The organism is Nocardia sp. NPDC056064 (assembly GCF_042266925.1).
Taxonomy (GTDB): domain Bacteria; phylum Actinomycetota; class Actinomycetes; order Mycobacteriales; family Mycobacteriaceae; genus Nocardia.
On the sequence record NZ_JBHJWO010000001.1, the window covers coordinates 2,108,511 to 2,128,043 of the forward strand.

At 72.3% G+C, this 19,533-nt stretch carries 14 protein-coding genes; 4 read left to right on the forward strand and 10 right to left on the reverse strand.

Annotation, left to right across the window (positions count from 1 at the left end; all coding sequences use genetic code 11):
• Positions 1 to 6 precede the first annotated feature (6 nt).
• The 7 genes from ACFC06_RS09690 to ACFC06_RS09720 all read right to left on the reverse strand — a co-directional run bounded on the left by ACFC06_RS09690 (position 7) and on the right by ACFC06_RS09720 (position 9,733).
• Positions 7 to 1,041, reverse strand: coding sequence for an ATP-dependent 6-phosphofructokinase (locus ACFC06_RS09690; RefSeq protein WP_278263752.1), 1,035 nt, complete (start codon positions 1,039 to 1,041; stop codon positions 7 to 9).
• Positions 1,042 to 1,069: 28 nt separating this feature from the next.
• Positions 1,070 to 1,963 (reverse strand): hypothetical protein, encoded by an 894-nt coding sequence (locus ACFC06_RS09695; protein WP_375929347.1) that lies wholly within the window; start codon positions 1,961 to 1,963, stop codon positions 1,070 to 1,072.
• Between the two features lie 110 nt (positions 1,964 to 2,073).
• Entirely contained in the window at positions 2,074 to 2,883 is an 810-nt protein-coding gene (gene fdhD, locus ACFC06_RS09700; RefSeq protein ID WP_375929348.1) for a formate dehydrogenase accessory sulfurtransferase FdhD, read from the reverse strand.
• An 18-nt stretch (positions 2,884 to 2,901) separates the two neighbouring features.
• A complete protein-coding gene (locus tag ACFC06_RS09705) occupies positions 2,902 to 4,134 on the reverse strand; it encodes an FUSC family protein (RefSeq protein ID WP_375929349.1) in 1,233 nt (410 codons plus the stop codon).
• Between the two features lie 109 nt (positions 4,135 to 4,243).
• Positions 4,244 to 7,621, reverse strand: a complete 3,378-nt coding sequence (locus tag ACFC06_RS09710; RefSeq protein ID WP_375929350.1) for a protein kinase — start codon at positions 7,619 to 7,621, stop codon at positions 4,244 to 4,246.
• A gap of 100 nt (positions 7,622 to 7,721) precedes the next feature.
• Complete coding sequence (locus tag ACFC06_RS09715) at positions 7,722 to 8,411, reverse strand: response regulator (protein WP_375929351.1); 690 nt, start codon at positions 8,409 to 8,411, stop codon at positions 7,722 to 7,724.
• A complete protein-coding gene (locus tag ACFC06_RS09720; RefSeq protein ID WP_375929352.1) occupies positions 8,408 to 9,733 on the reverse strand; it encodes a sensor histidine kinase in 1,326 nt (441 codons plus the stop codon). The genes ACFC06_RS09715 and ACFC06_RS09720 overlap by 4 nt, the downstream gene beginning before the upstream one ends.
• A gap of 156 nt (positions 9,734 to 9,889) precedes the next feature.
• Here ACFC06_RS09720 and ACFC06_RS09725 point away from each other — a divergent pair, with 156 nt between their 5' ends.
• The 3 genes from ACFC06_RS09725 to ACFC06_RS09735 are packed head-to-tail and all read left to right on the forward strand — an operon-like array spanning position 9,890 to position 13,462.
• Positions 9,890 to 10,213 carry a hypothetical protein gene (locus ACFC06_RS09725; RefSeq protein WP_375929353.1) on the forward strand — a complete coding sequence of 108 codons (324 nt, stop codon included), beginning with the start codon at positions 9,890 to 9,892 and terminating at the stop codon, positions 10,211 to 10,213.
• Between the two features lie 34 nt (positions 10,214 to 10,247).
• Positions 10,248 to 10,973: an ABC transporter ATP-binding protein gene (locus ACFC06_RS09730; RefSeq protein ID WP_375929354.1), complete on the forward strand. Its 726-nt coding sequence runs from the start codon at positions 10,248 to 10,250 to the stop codon at positions 10,971 to 10,973.
• Entirely contained in the window at positions 10,970 to 13,462 is a 2,493-nt protein-coding gene (locus ACFC06_RS09735) for an FtsX-like permease family protein (protein ID WP_375929355.1), read from the forward strand. Before ACFC06_RS09730 ends, ACFC06_RS09735 begins: the two co-directional genes overlap by 4 nt.
• 48 nt (positions 13,463 to 13,510) lie before the next feature.
• Here ACFC06_RS09735 and ACFC06_RS09740 read toward each other — a convergent pair whose 3' ends face one another.
• Positions 13,511 to 16,471, reverse strand: coding sequence for a protein kinase (locus ACFC06_RS09740; RefSeq protein ID WP_375929356.1), 2,961 nt, complete (start codon positions 16,469 to 16,471; stop codon positions 13,511 to 13,513).
• Positions 16,472 to 16,667: 196 nt separating this feature from the next.
• Between ACFC06_RS09740 and ACFC06_RS09745 the strand changes: the two genes are divergently transcribed.
• Positions 16,668 to 17,564, forward strand: a complete 897-nt coding sequence (locus ACFC06_RS09745; protein ID WP_375929357.1) for a hypothetical protein — start codon at positions 16,668 to 16,670, stop codon at positions 17,562 to 17,564.
• Between the two features lie 10 nt (positions 17,565 to 17,574).
• On the opposite strand, the gene ACFC06_RS09750 is transcribed toward ACFC06_RS09745, so the two are convergent.
• Complete coding sequence (locus tag ACFC06_RS09750; protein ID WP_375929358.1) at positions 17,575 to 18,240, reverse strand: response regulator; 666 nt, start codon at positions 18,238 to 18,240, stop codon at positions 17,575 to 17,577.
• A gap of 49 nt (positions 18,241 to 18,289) precedes the next feature.
• Positions 18,290 to 19,459, reverse strand: a complete 1,170-nt coding sequence (locus ACFC06_RS09755; protein ID WP_375929359.1) for a sensor histidine kinase — start codon at positions 19,457 to 19,459, stop codon at positions 18,290 to 18,292.
• Positions 19,460 to 19,533: the final 74 nt, after the last annotated feature.

Consider the following 19,533-nt stretch of genomic DNA (forward strand, 5'->3'; position numbering starts at 1 on the left):
GCCACGCTAGCCGAAGAACGCCTGCGCTTCCCGCATTCGTTCGGCGGGAACCCGTTTGAGCTGCTTGGTGGCCTCGGCCAGCGGGACCAGGCCGATGGTGGTGCCGTGCAGGGCGACCATCATGCCGAAGTGCCCGGCATGCACCGCCTCGGCGGCGTGCACACCGAAACGGGTGGCCAGGATGCGGTCGTAGGGGGTGGGGCTGCCGCCGCGCTGCACGTGGCCGAGCACGGTGGTGCGGACCTCCTTGCCGATGCGCCGCTCGATCTCGGCACCGAGCTGCTGGGCGACGCCGGTGAACCGCTCGTGACCGAACTCGTCGATCCCGCCCTCGCGCAACGCGAAACCGGAATCGGGCGCCGGGTGCGCGCCCTCGGCGACCACGCAGATGAAGTGCTTGTCGCCGCGCTGGAACCGCGACTTGATCATCGCGCACACCTGCGCCACGTCGAAGGGTTCCTCGGGCACCAGCGTGAGGTGCGCGCCCGCGGCGATGCCGGAGTTCAGCGCGATCCAGCCCGCGTGCCTGCCCATGACCTCCACCAGCATCACCCGCTGATGCGATTCGGCGGTGGTGTGCAGCCGGTCGATGGCCTCGGTGGCGATGGACAGGGCGGTGTCGTGGCCGAAGGTGACATCGGTGCAGTCGATGTCGTTGTCGATGGTCTTGGGGACGCCGACCACCGGGACGCCCTCGTCGGCCAGCCAGCTCGCCGCGGTGAGTGTGCCCTCGCCGCCGATCGGGATGAGCGCGTCGATGCCGTTGTCGTCGAGGGTCTGCTCGATGCGGCCCAGGCCCTCGCGCAGCACCTCGGGGTTGGTGCGCGCGGTGCCGAGCATGGTGCCGCCCTTGGCGAGCAGCCGGTCGGTGCGGTCGTCGTTGTGGATGCGGATCTTGCGATCCTCGAGTAGGCCGCGCCAGCCGTCCTCGAAGCCGACGATCGCGTCGCCGTAGCGGCCGTTCGCGGTGCGGACGACCGCCCTGATCACCGCGTTCAGCCCTGGACAGTCTCCGCCTCCGGTCAAGACTCCGATGCGCATGGCGACCATCTTGCCGCACCGGGACCGATCAGGGGCAGCGACCTCCGGCCAGTTCGCCCAGGTGACCGGACAGCAGGGTGGCCATCTTGTCGAGCATGGTCATCCCCTCGTTGAAGGCACCCGAATCCGGTTGCGCGGCGAAGGCCACGGCGATGCGGCCCGAGGGCGAATCGATCATGCCGAACTGGCGGACCAGGTATTTGCCCGACGTGTCGGGCCCCCAGCCACCCTTGAACTCGGCGCTGCTGAACGCGCCGAGACCCCAGCGATGGCTCGGGATGATCTGCTGCATGAGCCCGACCACGCGTTCGCTCTGCGGCACACAGCTCAGGTGCGCGGCGAAGCGGGCCTGGTCGGCCAGCGACCACTCGGCCTGCCCGAAGATCGAGGCGTCCGCGCGGGTGCGCACGGTGGGCACGGTGGTGTTCGCGTCGCCGCCTTCGCGCAGCACGCCCTCCACGGCCGCGGCGGCGCTGGACCCGCCACCCAGCGACTGCCACAGGGTCTCGGCGGCGGCGTTGTCGGAGGCGGTGATGGCCGCGGTCGCCGAGGTGAGAGCGGCCGAGCTGTTGCGCAGTGCCGCGATGGCCAGCGGGACCTTGATCGTCGACCAGGCCGGACCCGAGGTCCAGTTGCCGAAGGTGACCATCTTGTCGCCGCCGACCGGCATGACGGCCAGTCCGGCGGTGCCGCGGAAACCCTGTTGCAGGGTGGCGAAGTCGGCGGCGAGACTGCCGGGGACGGCGATGGAGATGCTGTCCGAGCCCATTCCCGCGCCCGGGTCGACGACCGGGGCCGTCGCGGTGGTCGTGGTGCGGGCGGGCGCCGCCGGTTCGGTGCCGCAGGCGGCGGCGAGCAGAGCGACGGTACCGAGCACCGCGGACAGCGCCGATCGGACCCGGCGTCGTCGGTTTTTCGTCATGTTGTGAAGCATCTTCTTTTGTGAACTCCCCCGGGCTTTCGGTGCTGGGTGGCCGTCGGCGACACCGTACTGGGCAGTATGGCCGATCGCCCACCGCTACCGTGAAAACCTCAGGTCAGGCGATGTTCACCGGTGTAGATGTTCATCGTCTCGCCGCGCAGGAAACCCACCAGGGTGAGCCCGGCGTCGGCGGCCAGATCCACCGCCAGCGAGCTCGGCGCCGAGACCGCGGCCAGGATCGGGATTCCGGCCATCACCGCCTTCTGCGCGAGTTCGAAGGAGGCGCGGCTGCTCACCACCAGCATCAGATCGTGGGCGGGTACCCGGTTCTCGCGCACCGCCCAGCCGATCACCTTGTCGACGGCGTTGTGCCTGCCGATGTCCTCGCGCAGGGCGAGCAGGGTGCCGTCGGTGGTGAACAGGCCCGCCGCGTGCAGACCACCGGTGACGTCGAAGAGCTTCTGCCCGGCCCGCAACTGCTGCGGCAGACCGGCCAGCACCGTGGTGTCGACGGTCGCGCCGTCGTGCGGGATCGGGAAGCGGCTGTGCGTGCGGACCTCGTCGAGCGCGGACTTGCCGCAGAGCCCGCACGCCCCGGTCGTCAGGAAATTGCGGGTGTGGATCGGGACCGGGGTGCGCAGGCGCAGGTCGAGCACGTTGTAGGTGTTGCGGCCCTGGTCGTCGGTGCCCGCGCAGTAGCGGGCGGTGACGAGATCGGAGGCTCGGGCGATGATGCCCTCGCCGAAGAGGAAGCCGTGCACCAGGTCGATGTCGTCACCCGGGGTGCGCATGGTGACCGTCAGCGAGCGGCCGTCGACCCGGATCTCCAGCGGTTCCTCGACCGCCAGGGTGTCGGGTCGCTCGATCCGCCCGCCCGGGGACAGGCGGGTGGTCTTGCGCCGGGTGGTGACTCTGCTCATCGGGCGAGCCGGGCCCGCTCAGTCGTCTTCTTCGTCGGCGGCCTTGTTGCGCGCCCGCACGATCTCGAGTGCCCGTTCCGCGGTCGCCTGATCGGGATACGGGCCGAGCCGGTCGCCGAACCAGCAGGTCTTGCCGTGCTCGGCCGTGTGATGCTTCAGGCAGTAGTACCACTGGTCGTCATCAGCCATGCCGCCAGTATGCATCGGTTCGCATGGCTGTGTCCGGAAGCCGGGCACAACGGAATCGCGCAGCAGCACGGCGACGGCGACACCGACCGCGGCACCGAGCAGCGTGTCGACCCCGCGGTCGACGAGCAGGGTGAGCGGATCGGCGTGGCTGGCCAGTTCGGTCATGGCCATGATGAGCGGGGTGAAGAAGCCCAGCGCGAGCGCGTAGTGGCGGGCCATGAACAGCTCGGTCGGGTACAGCAGCGCGATGATCGCCAGGCCGAGCACGGCCGGGCTGAGCCCGGACAGCAGCAGCGGGGCGGTCACCACCAGCCCGATGACGGTGCCGCCGACGCGGTGCACCCCGCGGTGGATCCGGTCGCGGGCGCGCGCGGCGGCCAGCGGGACGGCCGCGCCGGCCATCACCCAGTTGGCGTGGCCCACACCGAGCATGAGCCCGATGCCGCCCGCGATCGAGATCGCCAGCGCGTAGCGGGCGGCTTGCAGACCGGCGACACGACCGGTCCGGTGCGGGGGAATCGCCGCGTAGATCAGCGCGGTGCCCGCCCGGCGGGCCCGGGTCACCGACTCCACCCAGCCGACCACCACGCACAGCAGCGCGGTGCCGGCGCAGATCAGCAGCGCGAGCAGCGGATCGGGCTGGACACCGGCCACCATCGCGATGGCACCGAAGGCGAAGATGCCGAAGAACGGGCCCTCCGGGCGCAGGCCGAGCCGGTCGGTGACGGGTGAGGCGAGGGCCGCGAACACGGTGACCGCGGCGACCAGCGCGGCGGGTGAGGCGTGCAGGCGGGCGAGCAGGATGCCCGCGCCGACGGCCACGGTGAGCATCACCGCGGCCTCGCTCTGGTGCAGCAGCCGCTGACGCGGCGATTCGGCGAACCCGTACATGCCGGTGAAGGAACCGAACACCGCGTAGATCAGCAGATCGGTCCGCCCGAACACGATCAGCAGCAGGCCCGGGATGGCCAGGCCGACGAAGACCCGGACGGCGGGCAGGTGATCGATATCGGTGACGGCGTGGCGGAGCCGAGGGCGCGCCGGGGCCGGCAGGGTGCGCAAGGGGTTCCTCCGAAAGCTCGGTCGCGGGGCGGTCGCCCCGGGCCGGGAAACAATCGTCTATGACCCTTGCACTGCACGTCAAACCGCTGTGACCCCGGTCGCAGCCGGGTCAGTACACGTAGACGACCGCGTTCTCGCCGCCGGTGCAGGTGACCAGCTTGCCCTCGGGCGCGCAGGTCATCGTGTACGTGCGCCCGGTGACGGGACTGGCCGCCACCACCGACCTGGCCCCGGTGCCACCCGCCGCGTACGCCTGACGGACCGCCTCGGCGAACGGGCAGCTGGTGACGGAGTTGCCGACCGCCGCCTTCCCGAAGGCACCACCGCCCGCTCCCGACTCGCACGGCTGCGCGCCCGCGGGCAACGTGACCGGGCCCGCCGACGTGGTCGGGGCGGCGGTGGTCGCGCGCGGGGTGGTCGCCGCCGGGTTGCCGGAACCGCCAGGGGCGAGCGAGGTCGGCGCCGCGGTGGTGGTGTCGGCGGTGTCGCCCGCCGCCATCAGCCGCCAGCCGATCGCGCCACCGATGGCCAGCACGATCACCGCGAACACGCCGACCAGCACCGGCAGCAGCAGCGAACGCCGGGGAGCGCGCTCCTCCCCCTGCCAGTGCGGGTCCGGACCGTAACCGGGGTCGTAGCCCGGCTCGCGGTAGGCGTGGTCGCCGTAGGCCTGCTGCGGGTCGTCGTACTGCGAGTACGTCGCCTCCCCCGCGTACTGCCGGGTCTCGGCCGCGCCCGCCGGATCGTCGTACCCCGACGCAGCCTGATGCGCCGGGAACGGCGCCGCTCCCCCGCGGTACTGATGGGTCGGCTGCGAGCGCTGCGGGTCGTCGTCGAAGCGCTGACCGTCGAGGGCGGGGTCGTATTGCTCGGTCGGCGGCGAGAACGCATCAGGACCACCACCGAAGTGGCGGGTCGCGGCGTGACGCTGCGGATCGTCGCCCGCCGGGTCGTACTGCTCCGTCGGCGGACTGAACGCATCAGGGGCGCCGCTGTAGTGCTGGGTGGCCGCGTAGCGCTGTGGGTCGTCGCCAGGAGTCGACGGGCCGAAGCGCGGGTCTCCCGCTTCGTCGCGGAAGTCGCCGAAGCGGTCGGCGGACGGGTCGCCGGGGAACTTCTGTGTGGGTGTCCCGAAGTGGGGCGCGCGGTCTTCGCCGCCGGGGCCGAACGGGGTCTCCCGGCCATCGCCGAAGCCCCGCTCGCCGCTCTCGTCAGACCCGAACGGGGCGCGATCGAAATGCTCGGTGGGAGCGCCGAATCGCGGGTCGGGGGCGGATCCGCCGAAGGGCGGCGGGGGGCCGGCGGGGCCGGGGAGTGGGTGCTCGCCGGAATAGCGCTGAGTCGCGGGCGCACCCGACGGAGGGCCCTGCGTCGGCCCGCCGAACGGGGGCCGGTCACCCGGGAATCGCTGAGTCGCGGGTGCGGCGTCACCGGGACCACCAGGGCGCGACGGCACACCGGGGCCACCTGCCTGCGGGTACTCGCCGGAATACCGTTGCGTCGCGGGGGCTCCGGCGGCGGACGGACCACCGGGACGTCCGGGCAGCCCACCGGGACCGGGAAGCGGATGCTCACCGGTAGGGCGCTGGGCGCCGGGCGGCGGTCCGGCCGGGGAACGGTCGCCTCTCGGGCCGGGTGCGCCGGGCAGGCGGGGTTCGGCGGGTGACTCGGGGGTGCCGGGTTGGAACGGTTCGCCGACGTAGCGCTCGGTGGGAGCGGCGGGGCGGCCTGGGTTCTGGTGGGGGCCACCGGGGTTCGGGGGCGGGAAGGGAGGTGCGCCGGGGGGCGGTGTGTCACCGGGCGCGCCGTCGAAGAGGTGGGCGTCGGGGAACGGGCGCATGCGTGGCAGGCCCTGGTCCGGAGTGTAGGCCGGGGGCGGTTCGGGTGCCTCGGGGGTGGCCGCGCCGTCGGCGGGTGGGAGCGGGGTGAAATGGGTGTCTGCCGGGCGGATCTCGGCGGGGCCGGTCGGCTGGATCACCGCCGGGATGGAGACCTCGCCCGTGCCCTCGGCCGGAACGCGCCGGAAGCCGGTGGTGTCGGCACCACCCGCGCGGGCATCCGGCGGACGGATGATCAGCGTCGGCTGCGCGCCGGTCGCCGTGCTCTGGCTGCGGGAGGTCTCGATACCGCCGGTCGCGGCGACCGCGCCGACCACCCGGAACTCCCCGGTCGGGGTCGGCGCCGGCTCGGCACCCTCGCCTTCCGCCTCGCGTCCGGCGCCCTTCCCGGTCCGCGCGGGCCCGGTCGACGATCCAGGAACCGCCCGCGCGGCCTCGGAACCACCGCGCCCCGCCCCGGACCCCTCGGCACCGCGGTCACGCGGATCCCGCGCACCACCCGTACCGCTCGCATCGCCCCCGGACATCTGATTCCCTCCCGTAGTACCCCCGCGCCGGGCGGCAGCCGCCGCGCCGAACGTCGCCGCGCCCGGATCGGCCGCGTAGCCGACGGGCCCGGATCGCGCACCGCCCGCACCGAGTGGAACCCCACCCGGGCCCCGCTCGTCCGCACCGCGCGGAACCGCACCCGACTGTGCACCCGCGCCCCGGTCCCGGGAACCGAGCGGAACCCCACCCGACTGCGCACCCGGGCCTTGCTCACGCGAACCGAACGGCACGGCGCCCGACGGCGTGCCCATGGGCACCGGCCCGGAGCCGGTCGAACCCGGCGCACGCCCGGGGGCGAAGGCACCGGGGCGGGCATGCTGGATGGCCGAGTTCAGGACGTCGCGGGCGGCGACGGCGAGGTCGCCCGCGGTGGCGTAGCGGTCGGCGGGGTCCTTGGCCATGCCGCGGGCGATGACGTCGTCGAGGCCGGGCGGCAGGCCGTGGATCAGCGTGCTCGGGCGCGGGGGTGCCTCGGAGAGGTGGGCGCGGATGAGCACGCTCATGCTGGCGGCGGGGAACGGCGAACCGCCGGTGAGGCATTCGTGCAGGACGCAGGCCAGCGAGTAGATGTCGGCGCGATGCGAGACCGGACCCACGTCGAAGCGTTCGGGCGCCATGTAGATGTAGGAGCCCATGGCCATGCCGACCTGGGTCACCGCGCTGTCGCCCTCGGTGTGCGCGATGCCGAAGTCGGCCAGGTAGGCGAAATCGGCGGGGGTGACCAGGATGTTGGCGGGCTTCACGTCACGGTGGACCAGCCCGCCCGCGTGCGCGGCGTCGAGCGCGGCGGCGATCTGTTCCACCACGGCCACGGCGCGGTCGGGGCTCAGCGGTCCGCCCCGGTGCAGCACGGTGCGCAGGTCGGTGCCGGGGACCAGGCGCATGTCGATGAACAGCACCCCGTCGATCACGCCCCAGTCGTGGATCGGGATGACGTGCGGCTCGGCGAGCTTGGCCGCGGCCTGGGATTCGCGCCGGAACCGGACCTGATAGGCCGGGTCCTGAGCGAGCTCCTCGGCCAGCAACTTCAGGGCGACCACCCGGTCCTTGCCGGTGTCGTAGGCCTCGTAGACCTCGCCCATGCCGCCTTTGCCCAGCATCGACCGCAGTTCGTACGGGCCGAATCTGCTCCCCGCCCGTGACCCGGGTGCACCCACCAGCGTCCGCCTCCCACGTCTGGCAGGTCAGCGGACCTGCTCGTCAGAAGGCCGATTCTCCCGGTGTCACCACGCCGTGGTCAAACGCGAACACGATCGCGGCGGCGCGATCACGCAGGTCGAGCTTGCCGAATATGTGTCCCACGTGGCTTTTCACGGTGACTTCGGAGATGCCGAGTTCCCGGGCGATCTCGCTGTTGACCCGGCCCCGGCCGATCAGTTCGAGCACTTCGTACTCGCGGGCGGTGAGTTCGCCGAGCCGGCGATCGGTGCGGGTGCCGCTGGGTTTCACGGTCCGGTAGGCGGTGAGCACCCGCCCGGTGACCGACGGATCGAGCCACGCGCCGCCGGCGGCGACGGTGCGCACCGCGCGGATGAGGTCCTCGGCGGGTGAGTCCTTGAGCAGGAACCCGGCCGCGCCCGCGCGCAGCGCGCCGGAGAGCAGCTGATCGTCGTCGAAGGTGGTGAGCACGAGGACCGGTGGCGCGTCCGGACGGGCCCGCAGCAACCTGGTCGCATCGATCCCGCCGACCCGCTTCATCCGCAGATCCATCAGCACCACGTCGGGCCGTTCGGCGGCGACCGCGGCCGCCACCTCGTCCCCGTCGGCGCATTCGGTGACGGTGAAACCGTCGCGGCGGCGCAGGATGCGACGTAACCCACCGCGCACGAGTTCCTGGTCGTCGACGACGAGCACCGTCACCGGGTTGTCGATCGGCGCGGCGGCCGTCACATGTCCTCCTGGGGTTTCGTCCGGAGCAGCCCCGGCAGCACGGTCGAGAAGCCGGGACAGCCGCCGCCCTTGAGCGGGAACTCCACCCGCACGGTCCAGCCGTCGTCGCCGGGGCCGACGCTGAGGGTGCCGCCGAGCAGTTCGGTGCGTTTGCGCATCCCGCGCAGCCCCATCCCGGTGTCGCGGCGGGCGGGCGGTCCGGCCGGCAGCGCGTTGGTGACGACCATGGCCGCGGCCTCGGCGCCGACGTCGAGGCGCACGGTGGCGGCGGCGCCCGGCGCGTGCTTGGCGACATTGGCCAGCGATTCCTGGCCGATCCGGTAGAGCGCGTGCCCGACCGCGCCCTCGACCGCGGCGAGGTCGCCGGTGCGAACGAAGTCGACGGTGAGCCCGGCGCGGCGGAAGTCACCGACGAGTTCGTCGATGTCGGCGGCACTGGGTTCGGGCGCGATCCGGGCCGGCTGGGTGTCGAGCATGCCGACGGTGCGGCGGATGTCGGCCATGGCCTGGCGGCCGAGCCGTTCGGCGTCGACCAGCGCGTCGACGGCCTCGGTGACGTCGTCGTCGGTCTGCAGCGCGCGGCGGGCGGCGGTGAGGTGCAGCAGGGTGATCGAGAGCGAGTGCGCGATCACGTCGTGCACCTCGCGGGCGATGCGGCGGCGTTCCTCGTCGGCGGCGCGCACCGCGCGGATGGCCTGGTTCTCGCGTTCCTGATAGAGGAAGCGGCGCTGGTACTGCAGCATCACCCCGGCGAAGGTGCCGAGCAGGATGCCGAGCACATACATCGGCAGCCCGTCGAGCCGCTCGCCCGAGGCGCCCCACTGCAGGTATCCGGCCAGGTCGAAGGCCACCAGCTGGGCGATGGCGAGCAGGCTGAAGCCGATGGTGAGGCCGCGCGGGGCGATGGCGGCCACCTCACCGGCGACGATGACCAGCACGAACGGCGCGAAATCGGCGGGCACCGGCTGGATCATGAACAGCGCGCACGAGGCCATCCCGCTCAGTTTGAGCAGCACCGGGTGCGGTTTCACGCCGAAGATCGCGAACAGCGGCAGCGGCAGGAACGCGGTGAACATCGCGATCAGCGGCAGCGGGTTGGGGAAGTAGGAGTGCCGCTGGACGACGGCGGCGACGGTGATCACCAGCAGCGCCAGATCCGCGCCGACGATCACCGCGGGCGGATAGTCGAACGGCAGCGCCTCCATCCGCTCGCGCGCGGCGTCGCGGAAACGCAGCACCGGGCCCCGCACCCGGGCCGACAGCGCCGAGCGCCTGCTCGCCGGGCCCACGGTGGTCGCGGGGACGGTGTGGGTCACCTCCATGTAGCAAGGCTAGCTCCCGGGATGCGCGGGCGGCATCGTCCCGGGAACGGTGCCGATCTCCTACCTGGGTAGGAGAAGAAGTCGGGTCCGCGGCACGACGCCCGCCCGCGCCGCGCTCCGTAGCGTGAGTGGCATCGCTCACGGAAGGTGAAGCTCATGACCTGGACCGATCAGCATCGTCGCACCGAGATCGTGCACACCGTGCTCGCCAGGGCCGCCGACGACCCCGACCATCCCGGCCTGTTCGACGGACTCCCGGAGCTGGACCGGCTCTTCGGTGGGGTCGAGGGCCTGTTGCTGGCCCTGCGGAACCGCTGGGACAACCACCTGCACGTCAAGCTGGAACTGGCCGAGATCGACGGCGCCACACCGATGGACGCCTATCTGCAACTGGCCGCCGAGCAGCCCGCGCTGCGGGCAATTCTCGACGCGCGCCCGGTGATCGGGCACACTACCCGTGCCCGGGCGCTCGCGCGCTGACATTCGCCCATCGAATACCCCTGGGGGACAACACATGCCGGACACGCCATCACCGCAGCAGCCGCCGATGCTCGAACTGAGCCAGGTGGTCAAGCAGTATCGCGTCGGTGACCAGCAGGTGCGCGCTCTGGACGAGGTGAGCCTGCGCATCGAAACGGGGCAGTTCACCTCGATCATCGGCCCGTCCGGATCGGGCAAGTCCACGCTGCTGCATCTGCTCGGTGCGCTGGACCGCCCCGATTCGGGCTCGATCCGCTTCCGCGGCACCGAGATCGGAGGCCTCGACGAGGACAAGCAGGCCGCGTTCCGGTTGGAGCAGGTGGGTTTCGTCTTCCAGTTCTTCAACCTGCTGCCCACCCTGTCGGCGTGGGAGAACGTGGCGGTGCCGAAGCTGTTGGACGGCACCGGATTACGCAAGGCCAAACCGCGCGCGCTGGAACTGCTGGAGCTGGTCGGCCTGGGTGATCGCGCCCAGCACCGCCCCGCCGAACTCTCCGGCGGGCAGATGCAGCGGGTGGCGGTGGCCCGCGCGCTGATCATGGACCCGCCGCTGATCCTGGCCGACGAACCCACCGGCAATCTGGATTCCAAGACCGGTGAGGCCATCCTCACCCTGCTGGGAGAGATCACCGCGCAAGGCAATTCGGTGGTGATGGTGACCCACGACATGGGCGCGGTCGCCTACTGCGACCGGGTGGTCACCCTGCGTGACGGCCGCATCGGCGCCGACGACGTGGTGACGCCGCGGGTGGACGCGTGATCGCCGCGGCGTGGGATCGGTTGCGGCTGTTCAATATCGGTGAACTGTTCCGCCATCCCGGCCGCACCGTGCTGTCCACCGCCGTGATGGCGGTGTCGGCGGCCCTGCTGGTGGCGGTGCTGAGCATCTCCGGTTCGGTGACCGGTTCGGTCGACCGGCTCACCCTCGGCCTGGCCGGTGACGCGGCGCTCGAGGTCACCGGCATCACCGACGCCGGCTTCGAGCAGTCGATGCTGCCCGCCATCGCCGCCACCCCCGGCGTGGCCACCGCGGTGCCGATGCTGCGCGCCACCCTCGGCACCGGCGCCGACCGGGCCATGCTGATCGGCGCCGACCAGACCATCGCCGCGCTCGGCAGCGATCTGGCCGGTCCGATGGCCGAATACACCTCCAAGCTGATCAGCACCCCGAAGGGCGTGCTGGTCGGCGCGGCCATGGGCTATCAGGAGGGCGACAGCATCCCGATCGGCTGGGGCACGGCGACGGTGGCCGCGGTGCTGCCCGCCGGGACCGTCGACCGGCTCAACAGCGGTCATGTGGTCGCCGCGCCGCTGCCGCTGGCCCAGTTGCTCACCGACAAGGTCGACAAGCTCGACTCGGTGCAGATCATCGCGAAGCCCGGGACCGATATCGGCAAGCTGCGCACCGCGCTCACCGAGGCGGTGGACGGCCGCGCCGTGGTCGCCGAGCCGAGTCTGCGGACCGCGCAGGCGGGCGGGGCGATCCAGATCATGCGCTATTCCACGCTGATGTCCTCGGCGGCGGCGCTGATCGTGTCGGCGTTCCTGATCTACAACGCGATGAGTATGGCGGTGGCGCAACGCAGGCCGACGCTGTCGCTGCTGCGCGCGATCGGTGGCAAGCGCGCGCCGATGGTGCGTGATCTGCTGGTCGAGGCGGCACTGCTCGGCCTGATCGGCGGCATCATCGGTTCGGCCATCGGCGTGTTCATGGGCCGGTTCTCCATCGACCGGCTGCCCGCGGCCATCGTGCAGTCGGTGGAGGCGCGCACCGAGTTCCTGGTCCCCGACTACGCCATCCCCGCGGCCATCGCGGCCTGTGTGCTGGCGACGGTGGCGGCCGCGGGCATCGCGGCGCGGCAGGTCTACAAGGTGGCCCCGGTCGAGGCGCTCGCCCCGGTGGAGGCGGGCGATTCCGCCGCCGACAGCCGGTTGCTGCGCTGGGCGGCGCTGGTGGGTGGCCTCGGTCTGGGCGCGCTGGCCATCGTGCTGGCCGCCCTCGACCTCGGCCGGATCTCGCTCGCCTCGATCTCGCTGTCGCTGACCGCGACGGTGATGCTGTGCTTCGCCGCGACCGGGCCGATCGTGCGCGCCGCCGCGGGCATCGCGCGCTGGTTCGGCGCGCCGGGTGCTCTGGGCGCGACCACCCTGGAGCGGGCACCGCGCCGGGTCTGGGCGACGGCCATGACGGTGATGATCGGCGTGGCCGCGGTGGTCGCGCTCGGTGGCGCGTCGAGCAATATGGTCGATTCGGCGACGCAGTCGTTCGAGAATCTCGACGACACCGACCTGTATGTGAGCCCCAGCCCGGCCGAGCAGTTCCCGACCGGTCCGGTGCTGCCCGCCGACCTCGCCGCCAAGGTGGCGGCGGTGCCCGGTGTCGAGCGGGTGCAGCCCGCGCAGATGGCGTTCGCGACGATCGGCAGCGGCCGGGTGATGCTGCAGGGCTATCAGCCCAGGGCCGACGAGTCCCGGCTCGGCGCGGTGACTCCCGACGTGATCGCCAAGATGGCGCGCGGCGAGGGTGTGGTGATCACCCGCGATGTGGCCCGGTCGATGAAGCTCACCGCGGGCGACGAGATCACCATGCCGACGCCCTCGGGTGAGCGGACCGTGCCTGTGCTGCAGGTGATTCCGTACTTCACCGCCGTGTCGGGCGTGGTGATGATGAGCCTGGACCAGATGCGCGAGTGGTATCAGCGGCCCGGCGAGACCATCCTGTCGGTGCAGTTCGCGCCCGGCGCCGACCCGCAGGCCGTGCAGGCCGCGGTGCGCGCGGCGGTGCCCGAGGCGATCCACGTCGACCGGGGTGCCGACATGCTCGCGGCGATCTCGTCGAGTGTGGAGCAGGGCTCGGCGATGAGCACCATGATCCTGTGGATCGTCGTGCTGGTGGCCACGGTGGCGCTGCTCAACACGCTGATGCTGTCGGTGCTGGAGCGGCGGCGTGAACTCGGGGTGCTGCGCGCCATGGGTACCAACCGCAAGTTCCTGCTGCGGTCGGTGCTGGCCGAGGCCGCCGGGATCGGCATCGTCGGCGCGGTGATCGGGCTGGTGATCGGCGCGGCCGTGCAGTATCTGGCCACGGTCGCGATCGGGCACGCGATGACCATCGACATCGTCTACCAGGCGAGTCCGATCCTGGTCGTCTACGGTGTGGTCGCGCTGGTGCTGGCGCTGCTCGGCTCGATCCCGCCCGCGGTGCGCGCGGCCCGGATGCCGATCATCGCGGCGCTCGCCGTCGACTGAGCCTCGCCGAGACGGCGGCACCCGCATCGCGCGGTGCCGCCGTTTCGTCTACAGCGGGACTTCCTCCCACCACGCGACCACCTCGTCCTGCGCCGTGGGGCGCGGGGCGCCGTCGCGGCCGCTGCTGCCCCGGCGGCTCACCGCCACCAGGTAATTCGCGCGATCCTCGTCGTCGGGGAAGCTCAGCACCTGGTGCGCGGTCTGGACGCGGGAATTGCCCGGATCGCCGACCACCCAGCGGCGCAACTGGAACGGCACACCGTCCTTGTCGCCTTCATATCTGGCCGCACCCGGCAGCGCGCCGACCACCGACCGTGCCAGCGCCGGGCTCGCGTACTCGAGCACCAGGTAGCTCACCGCCCCCGACGTGTTGTCCGTGCGCTCGCACTGCCAGCCCGCCACGATCGGATTCCATTGCAGCGCGGGCTCTTTCCACTCCAGCTCGCTGACGTCACCCACCGCCGCACAGCGCGCACCCCGATACCCCGGCCCCTCGGTCGTGGCGCCTTGCGGCACCAGCGTCGGAAAAGTCCGCCTGCTCGCGGCCAGCGCCCCCGCATCGAACTCCCGGTCGTTCGGCTCCGAACTCGACGGCATACCACCCCCCGAACTCGCCGCCGCCGCGTCGTCCTCGTCGTCGGGCAGCACCACGACCACCAGCGCGATCACCAGCGCCAGCAGGGCGAGCACCAGCATCGCCAAGGTCAGCCAGCCGAGCCGATGCACCACCGACAACCCCGGCTTCACCTGCCGCCGAGGCGGACCCGCCCACGGCCCGTGCCCGGGCGGCAGCATCGGCATCCCCCCGGTCGGCGGCCCCTCCGGAGCCCCCCGCCCACCGGCCATCCCGGGAGCGCCCGGTCCGTTGCCCGGCGACGCATCACCATCCGACTTCGGGACTACGGCACCAGATTGCGACGCATCACCATCCGACTTCGTCGCTACGGCACTCAGTTGCGACGCATCACCGCTCGGCTTCGGCGGAGTCCCTGATCGGCCGTAGAGCTCCGGTGAGCCCCCCGGTCGGCCGTCGAGCTCCCGCGAGTCAGCCTGTCCCGAGCCGGTTCCCGGATCACCGCATCCACCCGGAGCGCTGTCCAGGTGCGCGGGGTCTGAATCCTGTCCGGCCGGTGTGTTGTCGGAATCCTCGGCCGTTCCAGGGTTTTCGTCGGCCGGGGTGCCGAGAGAAGGCGTCGGGGCGAGCGCGGCCACTTCCGTGCGCGCACTCGCGTTCGCGGCCTCCTGCGCGGCCAGATCCGGCATCGCCACGACATCGGTTGCGGCCGTGGCGGATACGTCCTCAGCGCCCTGCCCGGCCGCGCCCTCGGGAGCGTCCGGCATCGAAGCCGCCGGGTGACCGGGGACCTGGCCTCGAGGCTGAAGCGCGCCCCGGGACTGGTGCCCCTGAGCCGGGTCAGGCGGGACCTGCCCGTGCGGCGCGACCTGCCCTCGGGGCGTGCCGGGGGCCTGGGCCGGCGGCGCCACGGGCGGCTGACCCCGCGACACATCCGGCGGCTGCCCCTGGGCCGGGGCAGGCTGGGCCTCAGGCAGGGCCTGGCCTTGCGCCGGGTCCTGGCCGTGAGGCGCACCCGCGGGCTGGCCCTGCGACGCAACGGACGGCTGACCCTGCGACACGCCCGGCGGCTGCCCCTGGGCCGAGGCAGGCTGGGCCTGAGGCAGGGCCTGACCCCGAGCCGGGCCCTGGCCCAGCGACGCGCCCGGCGGCTGACCCTGCGCGGAGGCGGGGGCGGGCGGGACTTGCCCCTGTGGAGGAACTTGGCCTTGGGCCGGGATGGGCGCCTGGCCGTGAGGCGCCACCGACGGCTGAACCGGGGGCGAAACCTGCCCCTGCGGCGCGAAGGGTGGCTGACCCGAGGGCGGGACGTGAGTCTGGGGCGCGACGGGCGGCCGACCCGAGGGCAAGACTTGGCCCGGCACGACGGGCGGCTGACCCGAGGGCAGGACTTGGCCCGGCACGACCGGCGGCTGACCCGAGGGCAAGACTTGGCCCGGCGCGACCGGCGGCTGACCAAGGAGCGGGACTTGGCCCGGCGCCTGGACCGGCACGACCGGTGGCTGGCCCGGTGGTGGGACCGGTTGGCCCTGGGGCGGATACGGCGCCGCCGGGGGGTAGTAGCCGGCGGGTGGGCCCGCGGGGCGTGGGAGGGACGGTGGGGTGTTGGTGAGGGCCTGGCGGCAGGCGGTGGCGAAGGCGGTGCAGGAGTCGAAGCGGGCGGCGGGGTGTTTGGCCATGGCGGCGGCCAGGACCGCGTCCAGGGCGGGGGGCAGGCCGGTGCGGCGCAGGGCGAGTGGGGGTGGCGGGAGGTAGAGGGTGCCGCGGATGATCTCGTTGGGGTCGGGTGAGTCGAAGGGCGCGATGCCGGTGAACATCCAGTACAGGCTGCACGCCAGGGAGTACTGGTCGGAGCGGTGGTCGAGTTCGGCGCCGGTCATCTGTTCGGGCGAGGCGTAGGCCAGGGTGGCGGTGAACATGCCCTGCTGGGTGAGGTGGGTGGAATCGGCGCGCAGCCGCGCGATCCCGAAGTCGGTGAGGAACACCCGCTCCCCCTGGCCGCCGCTGGAGCGGGCCAGCAGGATGTTGGCCGGTTTCACGTCGCGGTGCAGTACGCCCCGCCCGTGCGCGTAGTCCAGCGCGTCGGCCACGCCCTCGATGATCTGCACGGCCCGTTCGGGCGGCAGCGTCATCGGGTCGACGGTGGCGGCGTCCACCCCGTCGACGTACTGCATGCTGATCCACAGCTGCTCGCCCTCGGTCCCCCGGTCGAACACCGTGACGATCCCGGGATGGTCCAGCCCGGCCGCCAGATCGGCCTCCCGCTCGAAGCGGGCGCGAATCCGTTCGTCGGCGAACAGATCCCGGTTGAGCAGCTTGAGCGCGGTCAACCGGTCCAGGCGCGGATGCCGCGCCAGATACACCGTTCCCATGCCCCCCTGGCCGAGCATGCGCTCGATGGTGAACCCGGCGAACACCTCACCGATGTCGTGCACTGCGACCCCCTTCCGGCCTCCGTGGCGGACCAGCATGGCACCCGCGCGGCGGCGTGACCACGGTCATTCGAATTCTCGCCGTAAATCGGCGAAACTGGCTGACATGCGTCCGGTATCGTCCGGGCGCGCTCGACGAGTAGTTTGCACCGCCGGAGCAGGGCGCCGACGCGCAGTGGGTGGTGGGGAGGATTCGGTGGTGAGGTCGACCGCAACGGCGGCTGCCTGTCGCAGGCTGGCGCTGTCCACGGCGGTGGTGGCTGCGGCCGCGCTGTCCGTCTCGTGTTCTGTCCCCGGCACGGCGACGCCGATGAGCGCGCCGACGGTCACCGTCGACAGCGGTGACGCCTGGGACCCCGGTCTGTCGATCGTGCTGCCCGATTCGCTGGCCGCGGAGTTCACCCAGTTGCAGGCGCAGCTGCCCGGGCAGGTGGGGATGGCCCTGATGCCCGTGGGCGGTGGCCGGATGACGATCTTCGGCGACTGGACCACCGGCATCGCCTGGTCCACCATCAAGGTCCCGCTGGCCATCGCCGCGCTGCGCCACGACCAGAACCAGTCGATCTTCGAGATGGTGCGCGCCGCGATCACGGTGTCGGACAACGACGCCGCCGAGGGCCTGTGGGAATCCCTCGGTGACGCCCCGGAGGCGCGCGCGGCCGTCGAGCAGATCCTCGACGAGGGCGGACAGCTCCCGTCGGGCAAGGTGGTGCACACCGATATCGACGAGACCGCGTTCGGCGGCACCGAGTGGTCGCTGGCCAATCAGGTGCGTTTCGCCTCGCGGCTGCCGTGCCTGCCGCACACCGAGATCGTCACCGCGCTGATGGGCGAGATCACCCCCGATCAGGCGTGGGGTCTGGGCCTGCTCGACGACACCGAGTTCAAGGGCGGCTGGGGCCCCGACGACGACACCGGCGTCTACACGGTGCGCCAGTTCGGCCTGGTGCCCGTCGGCAGCGGCAGGCTCGCGGTCGCCATTGCGGCCCAGGCGGATTCGGGCACCTTCGAGGACACCACCGCCCTGCTCGACAGCCTGGCGCTGCTGCTGTCGCGGCACCTGCCGAACCTGACCGGCGGTGTCTGCCCGGGCTGAGCGGGCCCGCTCAGCCGGGGACGACCAGGCCGGATTCATACGCCAGCACCACGGCCTGGGCGCGGTCGCGCAGATCGAGCTTCGAGAAGACCTTGGAGACATGGGTTTTCACGGTCTGTTCGGCGACGAACAGCGCGGCCGCGATCTCGGTGTTCGACAGCCCCTTGGCCACCAGTTCCAGCACCTCGCGTTCGCGCGGGGTGAGCGCGCCCAGCGCGGGCGCGGCGGGGGTGCGCACGGTGTTGCGCCTGCGCGTGACATCGGCGATGAGCCTGCGGGTGATGGTCGGGGCCAGCAGCGCCTCCCCGTCGGCGACCACCCGCACCGCGCGCACGAGTTCCTCGGCGGGGGCGTCCTTGAGCAGGAAACCGCTCGCGCCCAGGCTCAGTGCCTCGTAGACGTAGTCGTCGATGTCGAAGGTGGTGAGCATGAGCACCCGCACCGGCGGCTCGAATCCGGCGGCGAGAATGGCGCGGGCGGCGTCGAGTCCGTTCATCTGCGGCATGCGCACGTCCATCAGGACCACATCGGGGCGCAGCCGCTTGGCCTCGGCGACGGCGACCTTCCCGTCGGGCGCGTCTCCGACGACGCTGATATCGGGCTGGGCGCTCAGCAGCGCGCCGAAGCCCTGCCGCACCATCGCCTGGTCGTCGGCGATCAAAACGGTTATTGCCACCCGACCACCCTAATGCGCGCGCCTGGCGGGCGTCCCCGGGACTTCGCCGCTACCCCCGCGGGATCGGCAGCCGCGCCGACACCTCGAATCCGCCGTCGGGCAGCCCGCCGGCGGTGAGCTCACCACCGACCGCGCCGACCCGGGTGCGCATGCCCTCGATCCCGTGCCCCCCGCCGGGCCCCGGGCGCGGCACGGTGTCGGCGGCGCCGTTGCGCACACCCACGGTGACCAGCGCCGGACCCACGGCGATCGCGACGTGCACCGGCGCACCCGGCGCGTGCCGGGCGGCATTGGCCATCGACTCCTGCACCACCCGGTAGACGACCAGCCCGGTGGACTCCGGCACCGCGTCGAGCTCCCCGGTGACGGTCCATTCCACCGGCAGCCCGGCCCGCTGCGCCGAGGCGCACAGCGCGGGGATGTCGGCGGCGCGCGGCTGCGGCGCGTGCTCGGGCAGCTGCCCGTCGCTGCGCAGCACGCCGAGCAGGCCGCGGATCTCGTTGAGCGCGGTGCGCGCGGTCGCCCCGATGGACTCGAACTCCGCGCGCGCGGCCGGTTCCAGATCGGCGATCCGGTACGGCGCGGTCTGCGCCTGCACCACCACCATGGACATGTGATGGGCCACCACGTCGTGCAGGTCGCGGGCGATGCGCGCCTTCTCCTCGAGAATGGCCCGGCGCGCCCGTTCCAGCTCGGTGACCTCCTCCTGCTGTTCGAGCCTGCGCCGCGAGGCCAGCACGGTGCGTACCAGATAGCCGAACAGCGCCAGCGCGCCGAAACCGATCACCCAGCCCCACACCGGCCCGGTGTCGGCGCCGGGCATGGTGGTGGCGAACAGCATGGACTGCGCGAGCCAGGCCACCACGATGATCGGCACCGGCGAGCGCAACGCCACCGCGAACAGCAGCACGAACAGCACGATGACGTGCACCACCTCGAACGGCAGATCGTTGCCCGCGCTCGGTGCGACCCCCAGCGAGATCAGCAGCGCCGAACCGGCGGAGATCGCCCACCCCAGGGCCGGGTTGACCCGCACCAGCAGGATCGGGAACACCGCCAGCGCCGAGACCAGCGGCGCGAGCACCGGCGACACCTCGTGGGTGACGAACAGCGTCGGCCAGGCGATGCTGTAGAGGATCAGCGCGACCAGCACCGTGGCCAGGTCGAACCAGGTGCGCGCGGGAACGCGGCGCGCGGCGGGGCGCAGATGTCCGGACATGACTGCGAGCCTACGAACCGTCCGGTCAGCGGACCTCATACCCACGAGCGAATTCCGACCCCCTACCCTGGTGT

What these genes read in the sequence shown, in the direction of transcription:
- ACFC06_RS09730 (WP_375929354.1), top strand. Translation starts at nt 10,248, where the DNA reads ATGCCGGACACGCCATCACCGCAGCAGCCGCCGATGCTCGAACTGAGC.
- ACFC06_RS09725 (WP_375929353.1), top strand. Translation starts at nt 9,890, where the DNA reads ATGACCTGGACCGATCAGCATCGTCGCACCGAGATCGTGCACACCGTG.
- ACFC06_RS09755 (WP_375929359.1), bottom strand. Translation starts at nt 19,459, where the DNA reads ATGTCCGGACATCTGCGCCCCGCCGCGCGCCGCGTTCCCGCGCGCACC.
- ACFC06_RS09710 (WP_375929350.1), bottom strand. Translation starts at nt 7,621, where the DNA reads ATGCTGGGCAAAGGCGGCATGGGCGAGGTCTACGAGGCCTACGACACC.
- fdhD (WP_375929348.1), bottom strand. Translation starts at nt 2,883, where the DNA reads ATGAGCAGAGTCACCACCCGGCGCAAGACCACCCGCCTGTCCCCGGGC.
- ACFC06_RS09690 (WP_278263752.1), bottom strand. Translation starts at nt 1,041, where the DNA reads ATGCGCATCGGAGTCTTGACCGGAGGCGGAGACTGTCCAGGGCTGAAC.
- ACFC06_RS09695 (WP_375929347.1), bottom strand. Translation starts at nt 1,963, where the DNA reads ATGACGAAAAACCGACGACGCCGGGTCCGATCGGCGCTGTCCGCGGTG.
- ACFC06_RS09720 (WP_375929352.1), bottom strand. Translation starts at nt 9,733, where the DNA reads ATGGAGGTGACCCACACCGTCCCCGCGACCACCGTGGGCCCGGCGAGC.